Raw genomic sequence first — 15,064 nt, 5'->3', positions numbered from 1 at the left:
CCACGGTTTAACCGGGCGGCATGGGAAAACGATTGATTCCGCCGGAGGAACCGGCCGAAATTCACGAGGTGCCGCTGCGTGAGGCGCTGGAAGAGCGCTATCTCGCCTATGCGCTGTCCACCATCATGCACCGCGCGCTGCCGGATGCCCGCGACGGCCTGAAGCCGGTACACCGGCGCATCCTCTATGGCATGCGCCTGCTACGGCTTGATCCGGGCACGGCATTCAAGAAGTCCGCCAAAATCGTCGGCGACGTGATGGGCTCGTTCCATCCGCATGGCGACCAGGCGATCTACGACGCCATGGTGCGTCTGGCGCAGGATTTCTCCTCGCGCTACCCGCTGGTCGACGGCCAGGGCAATTTCGGCAATATCGACGGCGATAATCCGGCCGCCTATCGCTACACCGAAGCGCGCATGACCGACGTCGCGCGGCTTCTGCTCGACGGCATCGACGAGGACGGGGTCGAATTCCGCCCCAATTACGACGGCCAGTCGAAAGAGCCGATCGTGCTGCCCGGCGGCTTCCCGAACCTGCTCGCCAACGGTGCGCAGGGTATCGCGGTCGGCATGGCGACCTCGATCCCGCCGCACAACGCGGCCGAGCTCTGCGACGCCGCGCTGCATCTGATCGAGAAGCCCGACGCGAAATCCAGGGCGCTGCTGAAATGGGTCAAGGGTCCGGATTTCCCCACCGGCGGCATCTGCGTCGATTCCAAGCAGGCGATCGCTGAAGCCTACACCACCGGCCGCGGCTCGTTTCGCGTCCGCTCCCGATGGGAGCAGGAAGAGGGCGCGCGCGGCACCTGGGTAGTCGTCGTCACCGAGATTCCCTTTCTGGTGCAGAAGTCGCGGCTGATCGAGAAGATCGCCGAGCTGCTGGACCAGAAGAAGCTGCCGCTGGTCGGCGATATCAGGGACGAATCGGCCGAAGACGTTCGCATCGTGATCGAGCCGAAGTCGAAGAACGTCGATCCCGCGCTGATGATGGAATCGCTGTTCCGGCTGACCGAGCTCGAAAACAAGATTCCGCTGAACCTGAACGTGCTGATCAAGGGCCGCGTCCCCAAGGTGGTGGGACTCGCGGAGTGCCTGCGCGAATGGCTCGACCATCTGCGCGACGTGCTGATCCGTCGCAGCAACTACCGCAAGACGCAAATCGAGAACCGGCTCGAGGTCCTCGGCGGCTATCTGATTGCGTTCCTGAACATCGACGAGGTGATCAGGATCATCCGCACTGAAGACGAACCGAAGCCGGTTCTGATGAAGACATTCAAGCTGACCGAGGTACAGGCCGAGGCCATCCTCGACATGCGGCTGCGTCGCTTGCGCAAGCTCGAAGAGATGGAAATCCGCACCGAAGACAAGAATCTCCGCAACGAGCTCAAGGGCATCAACGCGATCCTCGCCTCCGAACCCGAGCAGTGGAAGAAGGTCGGCGAGCAGGTCGGCAAGGTCCGCGACATGTTCGGACCGAAGACCCCGCTCGGCAAGCGCCGCACCACCTTCGCCGACGCGCCCGAGCACGATCTGGCCGCGATCGAGGAAGCCCTGGTCGAGCGCGAGCCGGTGACGGTTGTCGTCTCCGACAAGGGCTGGATCCGCACCCTCAAGGGCCATGTCGAGGATCTCTCGGGGCTGGCTTTCAAGCAGGACGACAAGCTCGGGTTCGCGTTCTTCGCGGAAACGACCTCGAAGCTGCTGCTGTTCGCCACCAACGGAAAATTCTACTCGCTCGATGTCGCAAAACTTCCGGGCGGCCGCGGTCATGGCGAGCCGATCCGCCAATTCATCGATCTCGAGCCGGAGGCCGCGCCGGTCACGCTGTTCGTCAACAAGGGCGGACGCAAATTCCTGGTCGCGAGCCACGAGGGCCAGGGCTTCGTCGTCAACGAGGACGATTGCGTCGGCACCACCAAGAAGGGCAAGCAGGTCCTCAACGTCGATATGCCGAACGAGGCGCGCACGGTCACCGAGGTGCTCGGCGACACCGTCGCGGTCATCGGCGAGAACCGCAAGATGCTGATCTTCCCGCTCGACCAGGTGCCGGAGATGGCCCGCGGCCGCGGTGTGCGTCTGCAGAAGTACAAGGACGGCGGCCTCTCCGACATTGCCGTGTTCGACGCCAAGGCTGGCCTGACCTGGAAAGACTCCGCGGGCCGCGAATTCTCCGCGACCATGAAGGAGCTCGCCGAGTGGAAAGGCTCCCGCGCCGACGCCGGTCGTCTCCCGCCGAAGGGATTCCCGAAGTCGAACAAGTTCGGCAGGGTGATCGGGTAGTCCGCGGGCCGTCGCCATATCGACGGTGTCATGCCCCGCGTAGGCGGGGCATCCAGTACGCCGGAGACCTCTCGGCTCAATCATAGCTTTCTCTGGAATACTGGATCGCCCGGTCAAGCCGGGCGACGACAGCGAGGGTGTGGCGCGCAAACGCGCGGCAGATAGCCGTGAGCGCATGAGTGCTTCGGCCCTCCGGGCATGAACATTGCTTTTTGTCTTGGCGACTTTAACGTCTCCGTTAAAAGGCAAATCCATTCCATGTCCAAACTGAAGGCTTTCATTCCGGCGCTGTTCGCCTTGGCGCTGACCGCGCCGCCCGCGCATGCCGCAGGCAACCTCGTCGCGGTGCTCGAGGCCGAGATCGTCACGCTCGATCCGCATTTCTCCACAGCCTATATTACGCGCACGTTCGGCTACATGGTGTTCGACACGCTGTTTGCGAAGGATTCCAAAGGCGAGATCAAGCCGCAGATGGTGCAGGACTGGAAGGTCTCGGCCGATGGCCTGATCTACAGTTTCACGCTGCGCGAGGGCCTGAGATGGCATGACGGCCAGCCGGTCACGGCCGCCGATTGCGTCGCCTCGCTGCGCCGCTGGGGCACCCGCAGTGCGCTCGGCCGCCGCATCTTCGCGATCACGGCCTCGCTCGAACCGACCGACGTAAAAACCTTCGTGCTGACGCTGAAGGAGCCGTCTGGTCTCGTCATCGACGCGCTCGGCAATCCCGTCAGTCCGGTCGCTTTCATGATGCCCGAGCGCATTGCCAAAACGCCCGGCGACCAGCGCATCACCGAGATCGTCGGCTCCGGCCCGTTCGTCTACAGCAAGGCCGATCACCGCACCGGCGATCGCATGATCCTGAAGAAGTTCGCCGACTACGTGCCGCGGCCCGAGCCTGCCGACTTCCTCGCCGGCGGCAAGCGCGTCAACATCGACACGCTCGAGATCCGTGTCATCCCGGATGGCGCGACCGCAGCCTCCGCGCTGCAGGCCGGCGAGGTCGATTTCATGCAATACGCGCCGTTCGATCTGCTGCCGACCATGGAAAAGAACTCACGGGTCAAACTCGTCAATTTCACCGGCGGCAACATGTTCGCGGGCGCCTATCGCCTCAACGCCGCATCCAAGCCGTTCGACGATCCCGCCATCAGGCGCGTGCTGTGGAAGCTGGTCGATCAGCGTGAGGTGCTGGATGCGCTCGGCCTGGACGCCAAATACGCGGCGCCTTGCGCGACGTACTTCACCTGCGGCACCACCTATGACAGCAAGGCCGGTACCGAGGCTGCCGCCAAGCCGTCGATCGAAGCAGCGAAGGCCGCGCTGAAGGCAACGAAATATGCCGGCGAGCCGGTCGTCGTCATGGAGGCCAATGACCTCGAAGCCCCGCGCGTCTCGGCGCAGGTGCTGGCCGAGCGGCTGAAGCAGGCCGGCTTCAACGTCGACCTCCAGGTGATGGACTGGGCGAGCGTGCTGGCGCGTCGCGCCAAGAAGGAGGGCTGGAGCGTCTATGGCGTCCACGCCGGCGGTTTTGACCTCGGCTCGCCCTTGACCAACGTCATGGTCGCCTTCAACTGCGCCGATTTCACCGGCTGGCAATGCGATGCGCGCATCACACCGCTGATGGAGGCCTTTGCCAAGGCGCCCGCCGAGGAGGATCGCAAGAAGATCGCAGGCGAGATCCAGACCGTCATGTACGATCAGGCACCCGCGATACCGTGGGGCCAGTTCGCCCAGCCCGCCGCCTCTCGCGCCACCTTGCGCGGTCTGATACCGTCCGCCATCCCGGTGTTCTGGAACGTCGAGAAGTAGCGCGATGTACGATGTCATTGTTGTCGGCGGCGGCTCAGCCGGCGCCGCTGTTGCGGCACGGCTCTCGGAAGATCCCGCGCGGCGCGTCCTGCTGCTCGAGGCGGGCCTCGATTGGCGCGCCGACGAGGCGCCTTGGGAAGTGATGACGCCAAATCCCATCCCGATCATCCACAAGCGCGAGTACCAGGAGAAATGGCAATGGCCGGATCTTCTGACGCGCCGTGTGGCCGGCCAGGAGCCGCGCTTCTACTGGCGCGGCAAGGGGCTCGGCGGCTCCTCGATGATGAACGGTCAGATCGCGATCCGGGGCGTTGCGGACGCGTTCGACGAATGGGCCGCCAATGGCTGCACCGGCTGGTCGGCCAAGGACGTGATGCCGCTGTTCTCTGTGATCGAGGATGATCTGGAATTCGGCGACGAGGCCTGCCACGGACGCGGTGGACCGCTGCCGGTCTATCGCGCGCCGCCGGACAAATGGGGACCGATCGATCGCGGCTTGCGCGATGCGGCGCTGGCGAGCGGCTATCCCTGGTGCGCCGACGTCAACGGCCCGGACGGCGAGGGGGTCGCCTGCTATCCCATCAACAGCCGCGACAGCCGCCGCATCACCACCAACGAGGGTTATCTGGAGCCCGCGCGGGGCCGCGCCAATCTGGAAATTCGCGGGCATGCGCTGGTCGACCGCGTGCTGATCAGTGATGGACGGGCGACCGGCCTTCGCGTTCACATCGAGGGGCAGGGCACCAGCGAGATCAGCGCGCGCCAGATCGTGCTGTGCGCCGGCGCCATCCACAGTCCGGCAATCCTGCTGCGCTCGGGCATTGGACCTGCGGATGAGCTGAAGGCGATGGGGATCGCGGTCGAGCGCGACCTGCCGGTCGGCAAGCACTTCTTCGACCACCCGCTATTTCGCGCCACGATCCAGCTCCAGGAAAATCTGCGGCCCACAGATCCCGACACCCGCCACACCAATTGCTGCGTGACCTATTCGTCGGGCCTCGCCGACGGCGGCAAGCGCGACATGATCCTGATCGCCTTCAACCACCGCGGCATCGGCGTGCCGGGCGCGATCGGCGCCGGGCTGTTCAATGCCTATTCGCGTGGCACGCTCAAGCTGGCCTCGACCGACCCCGCGATCGATCCTGTGGTCGAGGAGAACATGCTGGCCGATCCCCGCGACATGCTGCGTATGAAGGATGCGGTGAAACGGCTGGCCGTGATCACCGCCCAGCCGGCGCTATCGGGCACCACGGACTGGATCCGGCTCGCCGACACGGATTTGACGCTGCCGCAGGCTGCGGCCTTGCCCGATCACGAGCTCGACGCGCTGCTGCGCCGTGAGACCGGCGATATCCAGCACGCCGCCGGCAGTTGCCGGATGACTGGTGTCAACGACGCCGACGGTGTGGTCAACCTTGACGGCACGGTGAAGGGTATCGCGGGCCTGCGCGTTGCCGACGCCTCGATCATGCCATCGGATTGCCGGGCCAACACCCACTTCACGACGGTGGTGATCGGCGAGGCGATCGCGCGAATGATGATGCGTTAGAGGGCAGCATCGATCGCCGGCGTGCGGACGAAGACCTACCGCTCCACGGCCAGGCCGAACAGCGGTCGGAGCTGTGTTCCTAGAATGTTGCCGACGAAAGCCGCGACCAGCCAGCACCAGCCGTGCAGGCTGCCCGATGCGATCCCGCTGAAATAAGCGCCGATATTGCAGCCATAGGCGAGCCGGGCGCCATAGCCGAGAAGCAGGCCGCCGATGATGGCGGCGAGGAGCGAGGATGCGGAGATGCGCCATGTCGGATGGAATTTGCCGGCGAGGCCTGCGGCCAGCAACGCTCCCAGGATGATGCCGAAATCCATGACGGAGGTGATGTCGGCGAAGATACTTTGGTGCAGCGAGGCCGCCCGAGCGCCCTGCCAATAGGGCCAAGACGCGACGTCGACGCCGAGGCTCATCAGGATCTTCGATCCCCAGAGCGCGAAAGCGGAGGTGATGCCCCAGGGACGTCCCGCGAGATACAGCGTGGCGAAATTTCCGATCGCGAGCAGGATCGCGCCCCACAGGAGCGGCCACGGCCCCTGCATGAAGCGGCGCGCGCCGCGCAGCTTCGTCCGCGCTCCCGGCTCAAGTTGGCCGTGCCGGCCGATCTCGGCCCTGAGCGTGATGAGGTAGATCGCAGCCATGACGGCCCAGCAGAGCCCGAGCGCCGGCAGCCAGCCGAGCCGTTCGATCAACGAGACCGCGCCGATGTTCGGCAGCGCGCTCCACCACGGCAGATGCAATGCACCGAGCGTCGATCCGGCGATGAAGGCCGCCAGTGTCACCAGCATGCGGGTGTTGCCGCCGCCGGCGGTATAAAGCGTTCCCGACGCGCAGCCGCCGCCAAGCTGCATTCCAAGGCCGAACAGAAACGCCCCGGTCAGCATGCCCACGCCCACCGCGCCGAGCTCGCCATGCACGGCAACGCCGAACAGCGTGCCTTGCGCCAGGGCCGGAAAGAAGAGGGCGGTTGCCAGCGCCAGCATGACCATTTGCGCACGGAGGCCGGCGCCCCGTCGCGCGACAATGAAGACGCGCCAGGCCGAGGTGAACCCGAACAGCGCATGGTAAAGCGTCAGGCCAAGTGCACCTCCGAGAAGAAACAACAATCCCTGCTGCCAGGAAATCGTGCCCGACAAGGCCGCGGCGCCCGCCAGAAGAATCGCCGCCGCGACAGCAACGACCGTGAGATTGGCGCCGTGCCGGTCATTGTCAGGGGCAAGCAGCCGCGCATCGATAGATAGATCGGTCATGGCTCATCCAAAAAAGCGGATTTCCTCGCAGTGAGAGCTAACCGGGGCGAATTCTCCCCGTTCCAATCTTTCCACCTTGGAACTGATGCGATAGCGCTAGGAAACGGCTGTCATGCCCCGGCTCGACCGGGGCATCCAGTACGCCGCGGCTTCTCTTCTCAATCACGATCGTCTCGGAGTACTGGGTCGCCCGGTCAAGCCGGGCGAGGACATCGAGGGTGAGGTTCACCCAGCCACCGCTCGGTTATACGTGTCGAACAGCGGACACGCCTTCGCGATCTCGCGGCGCGTTCTGCCCGAGTTTTGCGTCGTCGCATTGCCCTCGTTGAGACAAGGGCGCAGGGAAGGCCGGGCGCCGGCTGGCACCGCAGATCCGTGGGCGATAGAAATGCACACGGGGTGGATCACAGGTTCGCCGGATCGCCCGGCCTTCCCGGCGCAATGGTTTTAACGTGTCCTTCGTGCTCCCCCCGGGGAGCGATGCACTATTGCCCCCGTCGCCTTGCAGATGACTGATGCGCGCGCCCGGTCGGGCCGCCACATCACCGCAGGACTTGACGCACAGACCCCGGGCGTCAGGACCACACGACTTGTTCGTCCGCGCACGTCCTCGCTGGGACTTCGAGTGCTGGCGTGTGCTCACACCCGAAGCATGCCAAGGCGCTGGCGGCATCGTGTCGTAGGCACGAAGGCATTGCTCACAGCCGAAGCGCCCTGCAATGCCTGTCATGCCCGACGCCGTCGCGTCCATCGCTGCCCAGCCCGCGGTCGTGACGATCGCGATCCGCCCCTTGTCTCGGGCCGGGGTGTGTCGTTGGTACGTCGAATCCGAATTTCGGTAAAGCAGAATGTTTTGCGAGGGCTTGAGAGGCGGTGTGGCGTAGGCTTTTCAGCGCAACTTCGGCGACCCGGCACCTGATAGGACAAAGTTATGACCGAAAGCGAAAAGAAGCTCCTGATCCACTCGGCATGGATCGCGCGGCTCGTCTGACGTCGGCTTACGCCAGTTGACGCACTAGCTTCAACCGAACTGGAACAATCTCGAAGCGATCTGATTGAAGTTTGTTACGGCTTAGCTGGGATAGACACGGAGTATTCCTGGAGAAGCGTGTTGTTTATCAGGGAAGGTGCTTCACATGGATGACAAACGAAAATCATCAAAAGCTGGGGAACGGGCCGCTGAAGGCTTGCGCGAGGCGACTGCTAAGGAAGAAGCGAAAAACGAGAGCAAGACGGGACACGATTTAGCTAAGGGCGCTGATCGCTTCGAAGAACGTTCTGAAAGCTCCGATGGAAGAAGCGCAAAAGAGAAGCAAAAAGGGTGAATGTATGCGGCAGATCCGGCGCTGCGTTTCCGTGGATGACCTCAAGCGGGCGAACCGGGACCCCATAGCTAGCTGAGATGACCAACTGGCCCACTGGCTCGGGCGAGGATGTCTGAGGTTCGCCATGCAACCCTGACGGCTTAGTGACGCCTTCCATTGGCAAACCGGACGTGACGAACCAATTAGTCCATGTACTAAATCACCCCCGCCAACCTTAGCGCCACGCCCGCCGCGCAACTGCCCGCGAGCACCGTGAGCATGCCGAGCTTGAACCGGAAGATCGCGGTTGCTGCCGCGATCGACAGCATGAGCGCGGGGATATCGACGCTCGTCAGGACCGGCATGTCGAAGTTCAGCGGAAACGCGTGCACCGGCACGGTGTCGCGGAACAGCGTGTGCAGCGCGAACCAGATCGAGAGGTTGAGGATCACGCCGACGACGGCAGCCGTGATCGCACTGAGCGCACCGCCGAGACCCTTGTTGCCGCGCAGCCGTTCGACGTAGGGGGCACCGACGAAAATCCAGAGGAAGCAGGGCGTGAAGGTGACCCAGGTCGCGAGCAGCCCGCCGAGCGTGGCCGCGAGCATCGGCGACAGCCCGCTGGCGTCGCGGTAGGCGGCCATGAAGCCCACGAACTGGAGCACCATGATCAAAGGGCCGGGCGTGGTCTCGGCCATACCGAGACCGTCGAGCATCTCGTGCGGCTTGAGCCAGTGATAGTGCTCGACCGCCTGCTGGGCGACATAGGCCAGCACCGCATAGGCGCCGCCGAAGGTGACCATCGCCATTTTCGAGAAGAACAGCGCGATGTGACTGAAGACATTGTCTTGTCCAACAGCGAGCAACAGCGCGATCACCGGCACCAGCCACAGCGCAAGCCACAACACGCCCACGCGAATCGTGCGGACGGTGTTGGGGCGGACATGCTCGGGCACGGCGTCGCCGAGCATGCTGTCGATCACGGCGCTGCTGCCGGCAGGGCCGTGACCGGCCGGCGCGAATTCCGGACGGCCCTGTTTGGCGCCGATATATCCGATGATTCCGGCGGCGATGATGATGACCGGGAAGGGGATCGCGAAGAAGAAAATCGCGACGAAGGCGATCGCGGCAAGCGCGATCATGATGCGGTTCTTCAATGCGCGCTTGCCGACGCGCACCACGGCCTCGACGACGATGGCGAGCACGGCGGCCTTCAAGCCGAAGAACAGAGCCTCGACGAAGCTGACATTGCCGTAGGCGGCGTAGACGTAACTCAGGCCCATGATGGCAATGATGCCGGGCAGAATGAACAGCCCGCCCGCCATCAGCCCGCCGGCGGTGCGATGCATCAGCCAGCCGACATAAGTCGCGAGCTGCTGCGCCTCCGGGCCCGGCAGCAGCATGCAGTAATTGAGCGCGTGGAGGAAACGGGCTTCCGAGATCCAGTTCTTCTCCTCGACCAGGATGCGGTGCATGACCGCGATCTGGCCCGCGGGCCCGCCAAAACTCAGGCAGGCGACGCGGAGCCAGACGCGAAAGGCTTCGCTGAAGCTGACGCCGTGACCGGCATCAGCTCCTGCTTCGATCGTACGGGTATCCATCAAGCCTTCGCCTTGTTGGTCGGCCAGTTGTGGGTCTCGGACGTGGCGTCACGGCACCAGCGATAGAAGGCGTCGTAGAGCAGCATGCCGGCCTCGAGCTGTTCGAGGTCGTCATCATACATCCGCGACAGCCCGAGCGAAGCTGCGAGCAGGCCGGGCGCCTCCGGCGCGAGGTCGGGCCGCCCGGTGTCGGCGCCGCGCACCAGCGTTGCGAGCCGGAGCAGCGCTGGCGCGGCAATCCCGAACTCCTCGATCATCACGTCGAAGGTGCAGAGCTCACCACGGTGGCTCCAGAACACGTTCTCGATGTCGAAGGGGGCTGCGTTGAAGCGTTGCCCGACCGCCACCACTTCCGAAGGCGCCACGAACAGGAACACCGCATTGGGATCGACGAAGCGGCGGATCAGCCAGGGGCAGGCAATGCGGTCGACCTTGGGCCGCGCCCGCGTCACCCAGACGGTGCGTCCCTTGGCGTCGCGCGGCGGCAGCTTGCGGGTATCGAGCAGCGGCAGCTTTGCGTCCTTCCAGCCCTCGAATCCGCCTTCCAGCGTCTCGGCCTGGACCCCAAGCTGCCTGAGCCAGGCCGCCGTGCCCTGCGCCAGCTTTGCGCCGCGCAGGCAGGAGACGATGGCGGTGCGGCCGGCGAATTCGGCACCCCATTCCGGAACATTGTCGTGGCTGAGCTTGATCGAACCTGGGATCAGCCGCCGGTCGGCGGCAAAATCCTCGTCGGTGCGCACGTCGATCAGGGCAGGGGCGTTTGCCGTGCCGATCAACCGTGCCAGTTTGTCAGATGATATCGTCGTGTAGGAAGACATGATGCGCCCTCGTGAAAAACAACGGGACGCGATACTTGGGCATGTCGCCTCGTGGGGAGATCGCTCAAATCCCCATGACCTTCATTACACCGAAACGGCACCTACCTGTCAATCGGCTCATTCCGGGGATTTTGCCCAGAAGACTCGCAGGTCTATATTAGGGGTTAACGGCCCGGGCCTTTCGGAGAGTTCGCGATGCATTCCCATTCCATCGAACAATGGACCCATGACCACGCCTTTCTGGGCGACAAGCACGACGAGAACGAGCGGCGCACCTGGCTCGTCGTCATCCTGACGCTGGTCATGATGGTCGGCGAGATCGTCGCGGGCACGCTGTTCGGCTCGATGGCGCTGCTCGCCGACGGCTGGCACATGGGAACGCATGCGGCGGCGCTGGGGATTGCCGCGTTCGCGTATCGCTTTGCGCGACGACATCTGGGGAGCTCGCATTTCAGCTTCGGGACCGGCAAGTTCGGCGATCTTGCCGCCTTCGCCAGCGCGATCATCCTCGGCCTGATCGCGGTCGAGATCGCCTATGAGAGCGTGCTGCGGCTGATCAATCCGGTGCCGATCGTCTATGGCGAGGCCATCGTAGTCGCTGCTCTCGGCCTGTGCGTCAATCTCGCCAGTGCCTGGCTGCTCCGCGATAACCATGGTCATCACCATCACGGCCATGCGCATGATGATCACGACGATCATGACCATGATCACCACCACCATCATCACGACAACAATCTCCGCGCGGCCTATGTCCACGTCATGGCGGACGCGGCGACCTCGGTGCTGGCGATCGCCGCGCTCGTGGTCGCCATGTATTCGGGATGGGCCTGGGCCGATCCGGCGGTCGGCCTGATCGGCAGTGCCGTGATCGCAAGCTGGGCGTTCGGCCTGATAAAGACATCAGGCGCGGTGCTGCTCGACGTCCGCGCCGACGAGAAGCTGGAGCGCGTGATCCGGGCGCGCATGGAGATCGGCGATGACCGCGTCACCGATCTGCATCTGTGGCAGGTCGGCCCCGGCCATTGCGCCGTGCTGGTCTCGGTGGTGTCGGACAAGCCGAAGCAGCCGGCGGTCTACAAAAAGCGGCTCGCCGGGTTGAAGGGGCTGAGCCACGTCACGGTCGAGGTCGAGACTTGCCCGCATTAAAGTGGTCTGCGGGAATTCTGCGAATTGGCCGGGGTTGACCCTCGGTCACAGCCGACAATGGCTGCAAGGGAGGAACGAATGACGTCAAGGATCACGCTCGCTCTCGCCGTCGCTGCGCTTGCTCTGTGCGGCCATGCGGCGCTGGCGCAATCGGAAAAGACCGGTGTCGAAAAGCTCTACGTCCTCAATTGCGGCGAGGGCACCGCCGGCGACATCTCGCGCTGGACGCCCGGCCTCAACGAAGGCAAGACGATGGACTTCGTCGACAGCTGCTATCTCATCAAGCACGCCAAGGGCTGGTTCCTGTGGGACACCGGCATCGCCGACGCAGTTGCCGCGATGCCGAACGGCCTTACGCCCGCCGATCCCAAGGCCGTGACCTGGCGCCGGCCGAAGACGCTTGCCGCCCAGCTCGAACAGCTCGGCCTCAAGCCCGGTGACGTCAAGATGATGGCCGTCTCGCACACGCATCCCGACCACACCGGCAATGTCGAGCTATTCCCGCAGGCCACGCTCTACGTGCAGAAGGCCGAGTATGACTGGCCCGGCGCCAACAACGAGCCGCGATTCAAGCCCTCGCACCCGGTCGAGCTGCTTGCGGGCGACAAGGATGTGTTCGGCGACGGCAGCGTGACCATCCTGTCGACGCCCGGCCATACGCCGGGACATCAATCGCTGGTGGTGAAGCTGCCGAAGACCGGCGCCGTCGTACTGTCGGGCGACGCCGTGCATTTCAAGGACAATTGGGACAACCGCCGCGTGCCCAGCATGAACGCCAACAAGGACCAGAGCGCGGCCTCGATGCAGAAGATCGCCGACACGCTCAGTAAGGAGAAGGCGCAGCTCTGGATCAACCACGACAAGGTCCAGCGCGACAGCCAGAAGATGGCGCCTGAGTTTTACGACTAGCTTCCCGCGACGCCCCTGTTGCCACTACGGTGGCAGCAGGGGCGTGCTAGCGCCCTCAACAAGCTCCGCAACGGGAGACGATTGTGGGTGAGTGGGCCGGGGTTGCGATCGCGCTGGCGTCGAGCAGCCTTGGCGGCACTGCCGCGGCGATCACCCGCTATCTGGTCGGCGGCGCCGATCCGATCCTGCTCGCGATCCTGCGCTGGGGGATCGGCTTTCTCTGCCTCCTGCCGTGCGCGGTTCTGTTCGGCGTGCGCTGGCCGCAGCGGTCCGATTGGCCGGCCGTGGCGCTGCTCGGCATCTGCTTTTTCGGCCTTTTCTTCATCCTCTACAACATCGCGGTCTCCTACACGACCGCCGCGCGCGCCAGTCTCGCGCTTGCGACGCTGCCGCTCCACACCATGGTGGTCGGCGCCATGCTCGGCGTCGAGCGGCTGACGGCGCGCAAGATCATTGGTGTCGGCATCGCCGTGCTCGGCGTGGCGGCGGCGCTGGCGGCGGGCCTGGCGCAAAGCCCGCCGGGCGCCTGGCGCGGCGAGCTGATCATGAGCGGTGCCGTGTTCTGCATGGCGTTCTACAACGTGCTGTCGCGGCCGCTGATGCAGCGCTCCAGCCCGCTCGGTTTTCTCACGGTCGGCATGGGTGCGGGCGCCGCCGTGCTGGTGCTCGCGGGTTTCGTGAAGGGCAGCTTTGCAGCGCTTGATCATTTCACGATGGGGCAGTGGATTGCCGGCGTCTATCTCGGCATCGGCGGCGGTGCGCTCGCCTTCATCCTCTGGGTCATGGCGCTGGCGCGGGCAACGCCGACCCGGGTCGCCAATACGATGACGGTCAACCCGATCGCCGCCACCTTGCTGGCCGCGCTGCTGATCGGCGAGCCGATCACGCCCAACCTTCTGATCGGGCTGGTCGCCGTGTTCGCCGGCATCTGGATCGCGACCGGCGAAACGAAGCCGGCCTAGTTGCGCGGTGCGGTCACGGCGGGCGGGCTCGCTTCCGGCGCCTTCTCCGGCTTCAGCGAGCCGGCGTAGAAGGAGATCAGCCAGACCAGGATGATGGCGAGGAGATAGACACCCCAGGCCTGTGGCGGCGTGGTCGCCCAGCGCAGGAGGCCTTTGAATGTGCGGGGCGGGCGCGTGTCTTCGGTCATGCTTCGCTTGTGCGCGAAAGCTCCGGCCCGGTCAATCCGGCCGTGGTTGCGCGCGGATCATGAACAGCGCGGCCAGCGCCGAGAGGCTGAGCGCGGATGAGACGATCAGCACCTTGGCGCCCATGACGTCGATGAGCAGGCCAAAGGCCAGCGGCGCCACGGCTTGCGCCATCCGTGCCGGCGCGCCGATGATGCCGAGGCGATAGCCGAAATCCTTGGGGCCGAAGATCGACAGCGGCAGCGTGCCGCGCGCGATGGTCAGGATGCCGTTGCCGGAGCCGTGGAACAGCGCAAACGCACTGGCCGCGGCGCCGCCGAAGATCGCAACGACCACGGCGCCGATCGGGTGGGTGAGGCAGGCGAGCCGCGTCGACCACAGCGGATGAAAGCGGCTGAGGAAGCCTGCCTCCAGAACCCGCGCGGCGACTTGTGCGGGGCCGATCAGCGCACCGGCCGCGATCGCCTCGACCGGCGTCGCGCCTGTGGTCTCCAGGATGCGCGGGAAATGCGCGGCCATCGCGCCGGTGACGGTCCAGACTGCCGCAAAGATGAAGGCGAGCAGCACCATGGTGCGGTCGACCGGCAGATGCGGCTTCACCGCTGTCGCCGCAGCCTGCCTGGCGCCCTTGATCGTCGGCAGCAAGAAGAAGTTGAGCGGCAGGCCGATCAGGATATTGGCCGCGGCCCAGGCAAAGCAGGTGTCGCGCCAGCCGATATGGGCGAGGCCCCAGGCGGTGAGCGGCCAGCCGACGGTTGATGCAAAGCCCGCCATCAGCGTGATGCCGGTGATCGGCCTGCGCGCCTCGGTGCCGTAGATGCGGCCGAGCGCGGCGAAGGCGGCGTCGTAAAGCCCCATCGCCATGCCGACGCCGAGCACGAGCCAGGCGATTGCCATCACCGCCACCGATTGCGAGAGGCCGAGCAGAACGAGGCCGGCGGCGATCGTCAGGTTCGACACCGAGAGGACCTGCCGGCCGCCGACCAGATCGATCTGTCGCCCGATGCGTGGCCCGAGCAGCGCCGAAATCACCAGCGAGGCCGAGAACGCGCCAAAGACCCAGTTGGAGGAGATGCCGAGATCGCGCGCCATGGGATCGGCCAGCAGCGCCGGCAGATAGTAGCTCGAGGCCCAGGCCAGGGTCTGCGTGGTACCGAGCGCCAGAATGATCGGAAGCTGGCGCTGGCTCATATCCCCGAATTTCTGATCGGCGGTGTCATCATTCGCATTTGCGGCCCGAGGCGGCAGCGC

Annotated in this window: 12 protein-coding genes; 7 read left to right on the top strand and 5 right to left on the bottom strand. The window is 64.9% G+C overall.

Annotation, left to right across the window (positions count from 1 at the left end):
• The first annotated feature begins 20 nt into the window (after positions 1-20).
• From parC to IVB45_RS21225, 3 genes are all read left to right on the top strand, one after another.
• Positions 21-2,279, top strand: coding sequence for a DNA topoisomerase IV subunit A (parC, locus tag IVB45_RS21235; RefSeq protein WP_027567281.1), 2,259 nt, complete (start codon positions 21-23; stop codon positions 2,277-2,279).
• A gap of 258 nt (positions 2,280-2,537) precedes the next feature.
• Positions 2,538-4,088 (top strand): ABC transporter substrate-binding protein, encoded by a 1,551-nt coding sequence (locus IVB45_RS21230; protein WP_247289327.1) that lies wholly within the window; start codon positions 2,538-2,540, stop codon positions 4,086-4,088.
• Positions 4,089-4,092: 4 nt separating this feature from the next.
• On the top strand, positions 4,093-5,637 hold the full coding sequence (locus IVB45_RS21225) for a GMC family oxidoreductase N-terminal domain-containing protein (RefSeq protein ID WP_247361567.1): 1,545 nt from the start codon (positions 4,093-4,095) through the stop codon (positions 5,635-5,637).
• Between the two features lie 35 nt (positions 5,638-5,672).
• Here IVB45_RS21225 and IVB45_RS21220 read toward each other — a convergent pair whose 3' ends face one another.
• Positions 5,673-6,887: a YeeE/YedE family protein gene (locus IVB45_RS21220; RefSeq protein WP_247361565.1), complete on the bottom strand. Its 1,215-nt coding sequence runs from the start codon at positions 6,885-6,887 to the stop codon at positions 5,673-5,675.
• A gap of 1,136 nt (positions 6,888-8,023) precedes the next feature.
• Between IVB45_RS21220 and IVB45_RS21215 the strand changes: the two genes are divergently transcribed.
• Positions 8,024-8,212, top strand: a complete 189-nt coding sequence (locus tag IVB45_RS21215) for a hypothetical protein (protein ID WP_081747822.1) — start codon at positions 8,024-8,026, stop codon at positions 8,210-8,212.
• 194 nt (positions 8,213-8,406) lie between these two features.
• Here IVB45_RS21215 and chrA read toward each other — a convergent pair whose 3' ends face one another.
• Both chrA and IVB45_RS21205 read right to left on the bottom strand, forming a co-directional pair.
• The gene (chrA, locus tag IVB45_RS21210) at positions 8,407-9,792 is read right to left on the bottom strand and encodes a chromate efflux transporter (protein WP_247361563.1); all 1,386 of its coding nucleotides are present in this window, start codon (positions 9,790-9,792) and stop codon (positions 8,407-8,409) included.
• Positions 9,792-10,610, bottom strand: a complete 819-nt coding sequence (locus IVB45_RS21205; RefSeq protein WP_027567276.1) for a chromate resistance protein ChrB domain-containing protein — start codon at positions 10,608-10,610, stop codon at positions 9,792-9,794. Before IVB45_RS21205 ends, chrA begins: the two co-directional genes overlap by 1 nt.
• Before the next feature lie 195 nt (positions 10,611-10,805).
• On the opposite strand from IVB45_RS21205, the gene dmeF reads away from it, so the two are divergent.
• The 3 genes from dmeF (at position 10,806) to IVB45_RS21190 (ending at position 13,627) form a co-directional block, all read left to right on the top strand.
• The gene (gene dmeF / locus IVB45_RS21200) at positions 10,806-11,756 is read left to right on the top strand and encodes a CDF family Co(II)/Ni(II) efflux transporter DmeF (RefSeq protein ID WP_247361561.1); all 951 of its coding nucleotides are present in this window, start codon (positions 10,806-10,808) and stop codon (positions 11,754-11,756) included.
• A 78-nt stretch (positions 11,757-11,834) separates the two neighbouring features.
• Positions 11,835-12,665: an N-acyl homoserine lactonase family protein gene (locus tag IVB45_RS21195; RefSeq protein WP_247361559.1), complete on the top strand. Its 831-nt coding sequence runs from the start codon at positions 11,835-11,837 to the stop codon at positions 12,663-12,665.
• A gap of 83 nt (positions 12,666-12,748) precedes the next feature.
• Positions 12,749-13,627 carry a DMT family transporter gene (locus tag IVB45_RS21190; protein ID WP_027567273.1) on the top strand — a complete coding sequence of 293 codons (879 nt, stop codon included), beginning with the start codon at positions 12,749-12,751 and terminating at the stop codon, positions 13,625-13,627.
• On the opposite strand, the gene IVB45_RS21185 is transcribed toward IVB45_RS21190, so the two are convergent.
• Both IVB45_RS21185 and IVB45_RS21180 read right to left on the bottom strand, forming a co-directional pair.
• Positions 13,624-13,815, bottom strand: a complete 192-nt coding sequence (locus tag IVB45_RS21185; protein WP_247361557.1) for a hypothetical protein — start codon at positions 13,813-13,815, stop codon at positions 13,624-13,626. The two genes, IVB45_RS21190 and IVB45_RS21185, sit on opposite strands and share 4 nt — an antisense overlap.
• Before the next feature lie 31 nt (positions 13,816-13,846).
• Entirely contained in the window at positions 13,847-15,004 is a 1,158-nt protein-coding gene (locus tag IVB45_RS21180) for an MFS transporter (RefSeq protein ID WP_247361555.1), read from the bottom strand.
• Positions 15,005-15,064: the final 60 nt, after the last annotated feature.

The organism is Bradyrhizobium sp. 4 (assembly GCF_023100905.1).
Classification (GTDB): Bacteria; Pseudomonadota; Alphaproteobacteria; order Rhizobiales; family Xanthobacteraceae; genus Bradyrhizobium.
The sequence above is the reverse complement of the archived record's forward strand: the minus strand, read 5'-3'. Positions and strand labels throughout refer to the sequence as shown.

Bases quoted from the DNA above. Each gene is read 5' to 3' on its own strand.
- parC (WP_027567281.1), top strand. From the start codon at position 21: ATGGGAAAACGATTGATTCCGCCGGAGGAACCGGCCGAAATTCACGAG.
- IVB45_RS21180 (WP_247361555.1), bottom strand. From the start codon at position 15,004: ATGAGCCAGCGCCAGCTTCCGATCATTCTGGCGCTCGGTACCACGCAG.
- IVB45_RS21230 (WP_247289327.1), top strand. From the start codon at position 2,538: ATGTCCAAACTGAAGGCTTTCATTCCGGCGCTGTTCGCCTTGGCGCTG.
- dmeF (WP_247361561.1), top strand. From the start codon at position 10,806: ATGCATTCCCATTCCATCGAACAATGGACCCATGACCACGCCTTTCTG.
- chrA (WP_247361563.1), bottom strand. From the start codon at position 9,792: ATGGATACCCGTACGATCGAAGCAGGAGCTGATGCCGGTCACGGCGTC.
- IVB45_RS21195 (WP_247361559.1), top strand. From the start codon at position 11,835: ATGACGTCAAGGATCACGCTCGCTCTCGCCGTCGCTGCGCTTGCTCTG.
- IVB45_RS21205 (WP_027567276.1), bottom strand. From the start codon at position 10,610: ATGTCTTCCTACACGACGATATCATCTGACAAACTGGCACGGTTGATC.
- IVB45_RS21225 (WP_247361567.1), top strand. From the start codon at position 4,093: ATGTACGATGTCATTGTTGTCGGCGGCGGCTCAGCCGGCGCCGCTGTT.
- IVB45_RS21215 (WP_081747822.1), top strand. From the start codon at position 8,024: ATGGATGACAAACGAAAATCATCAAAAGCTGGGGAACGGGCCGCTGAA.
- IVB45_RS21185 (WP_247361557.1), bottom strand. From the start codon at position 13,815: ATGACCGAAGACACGCGCCCGCCCCGCACATTCAAAGGCCTCCTGCGC.
- IVB45_RS21220 (WP_247361565.1), bottom strand. From the start codon at position 6,887: ATGACCGATCTATCTATCGATGCGCGGCTGCTTGCCCCTGACAATGAC.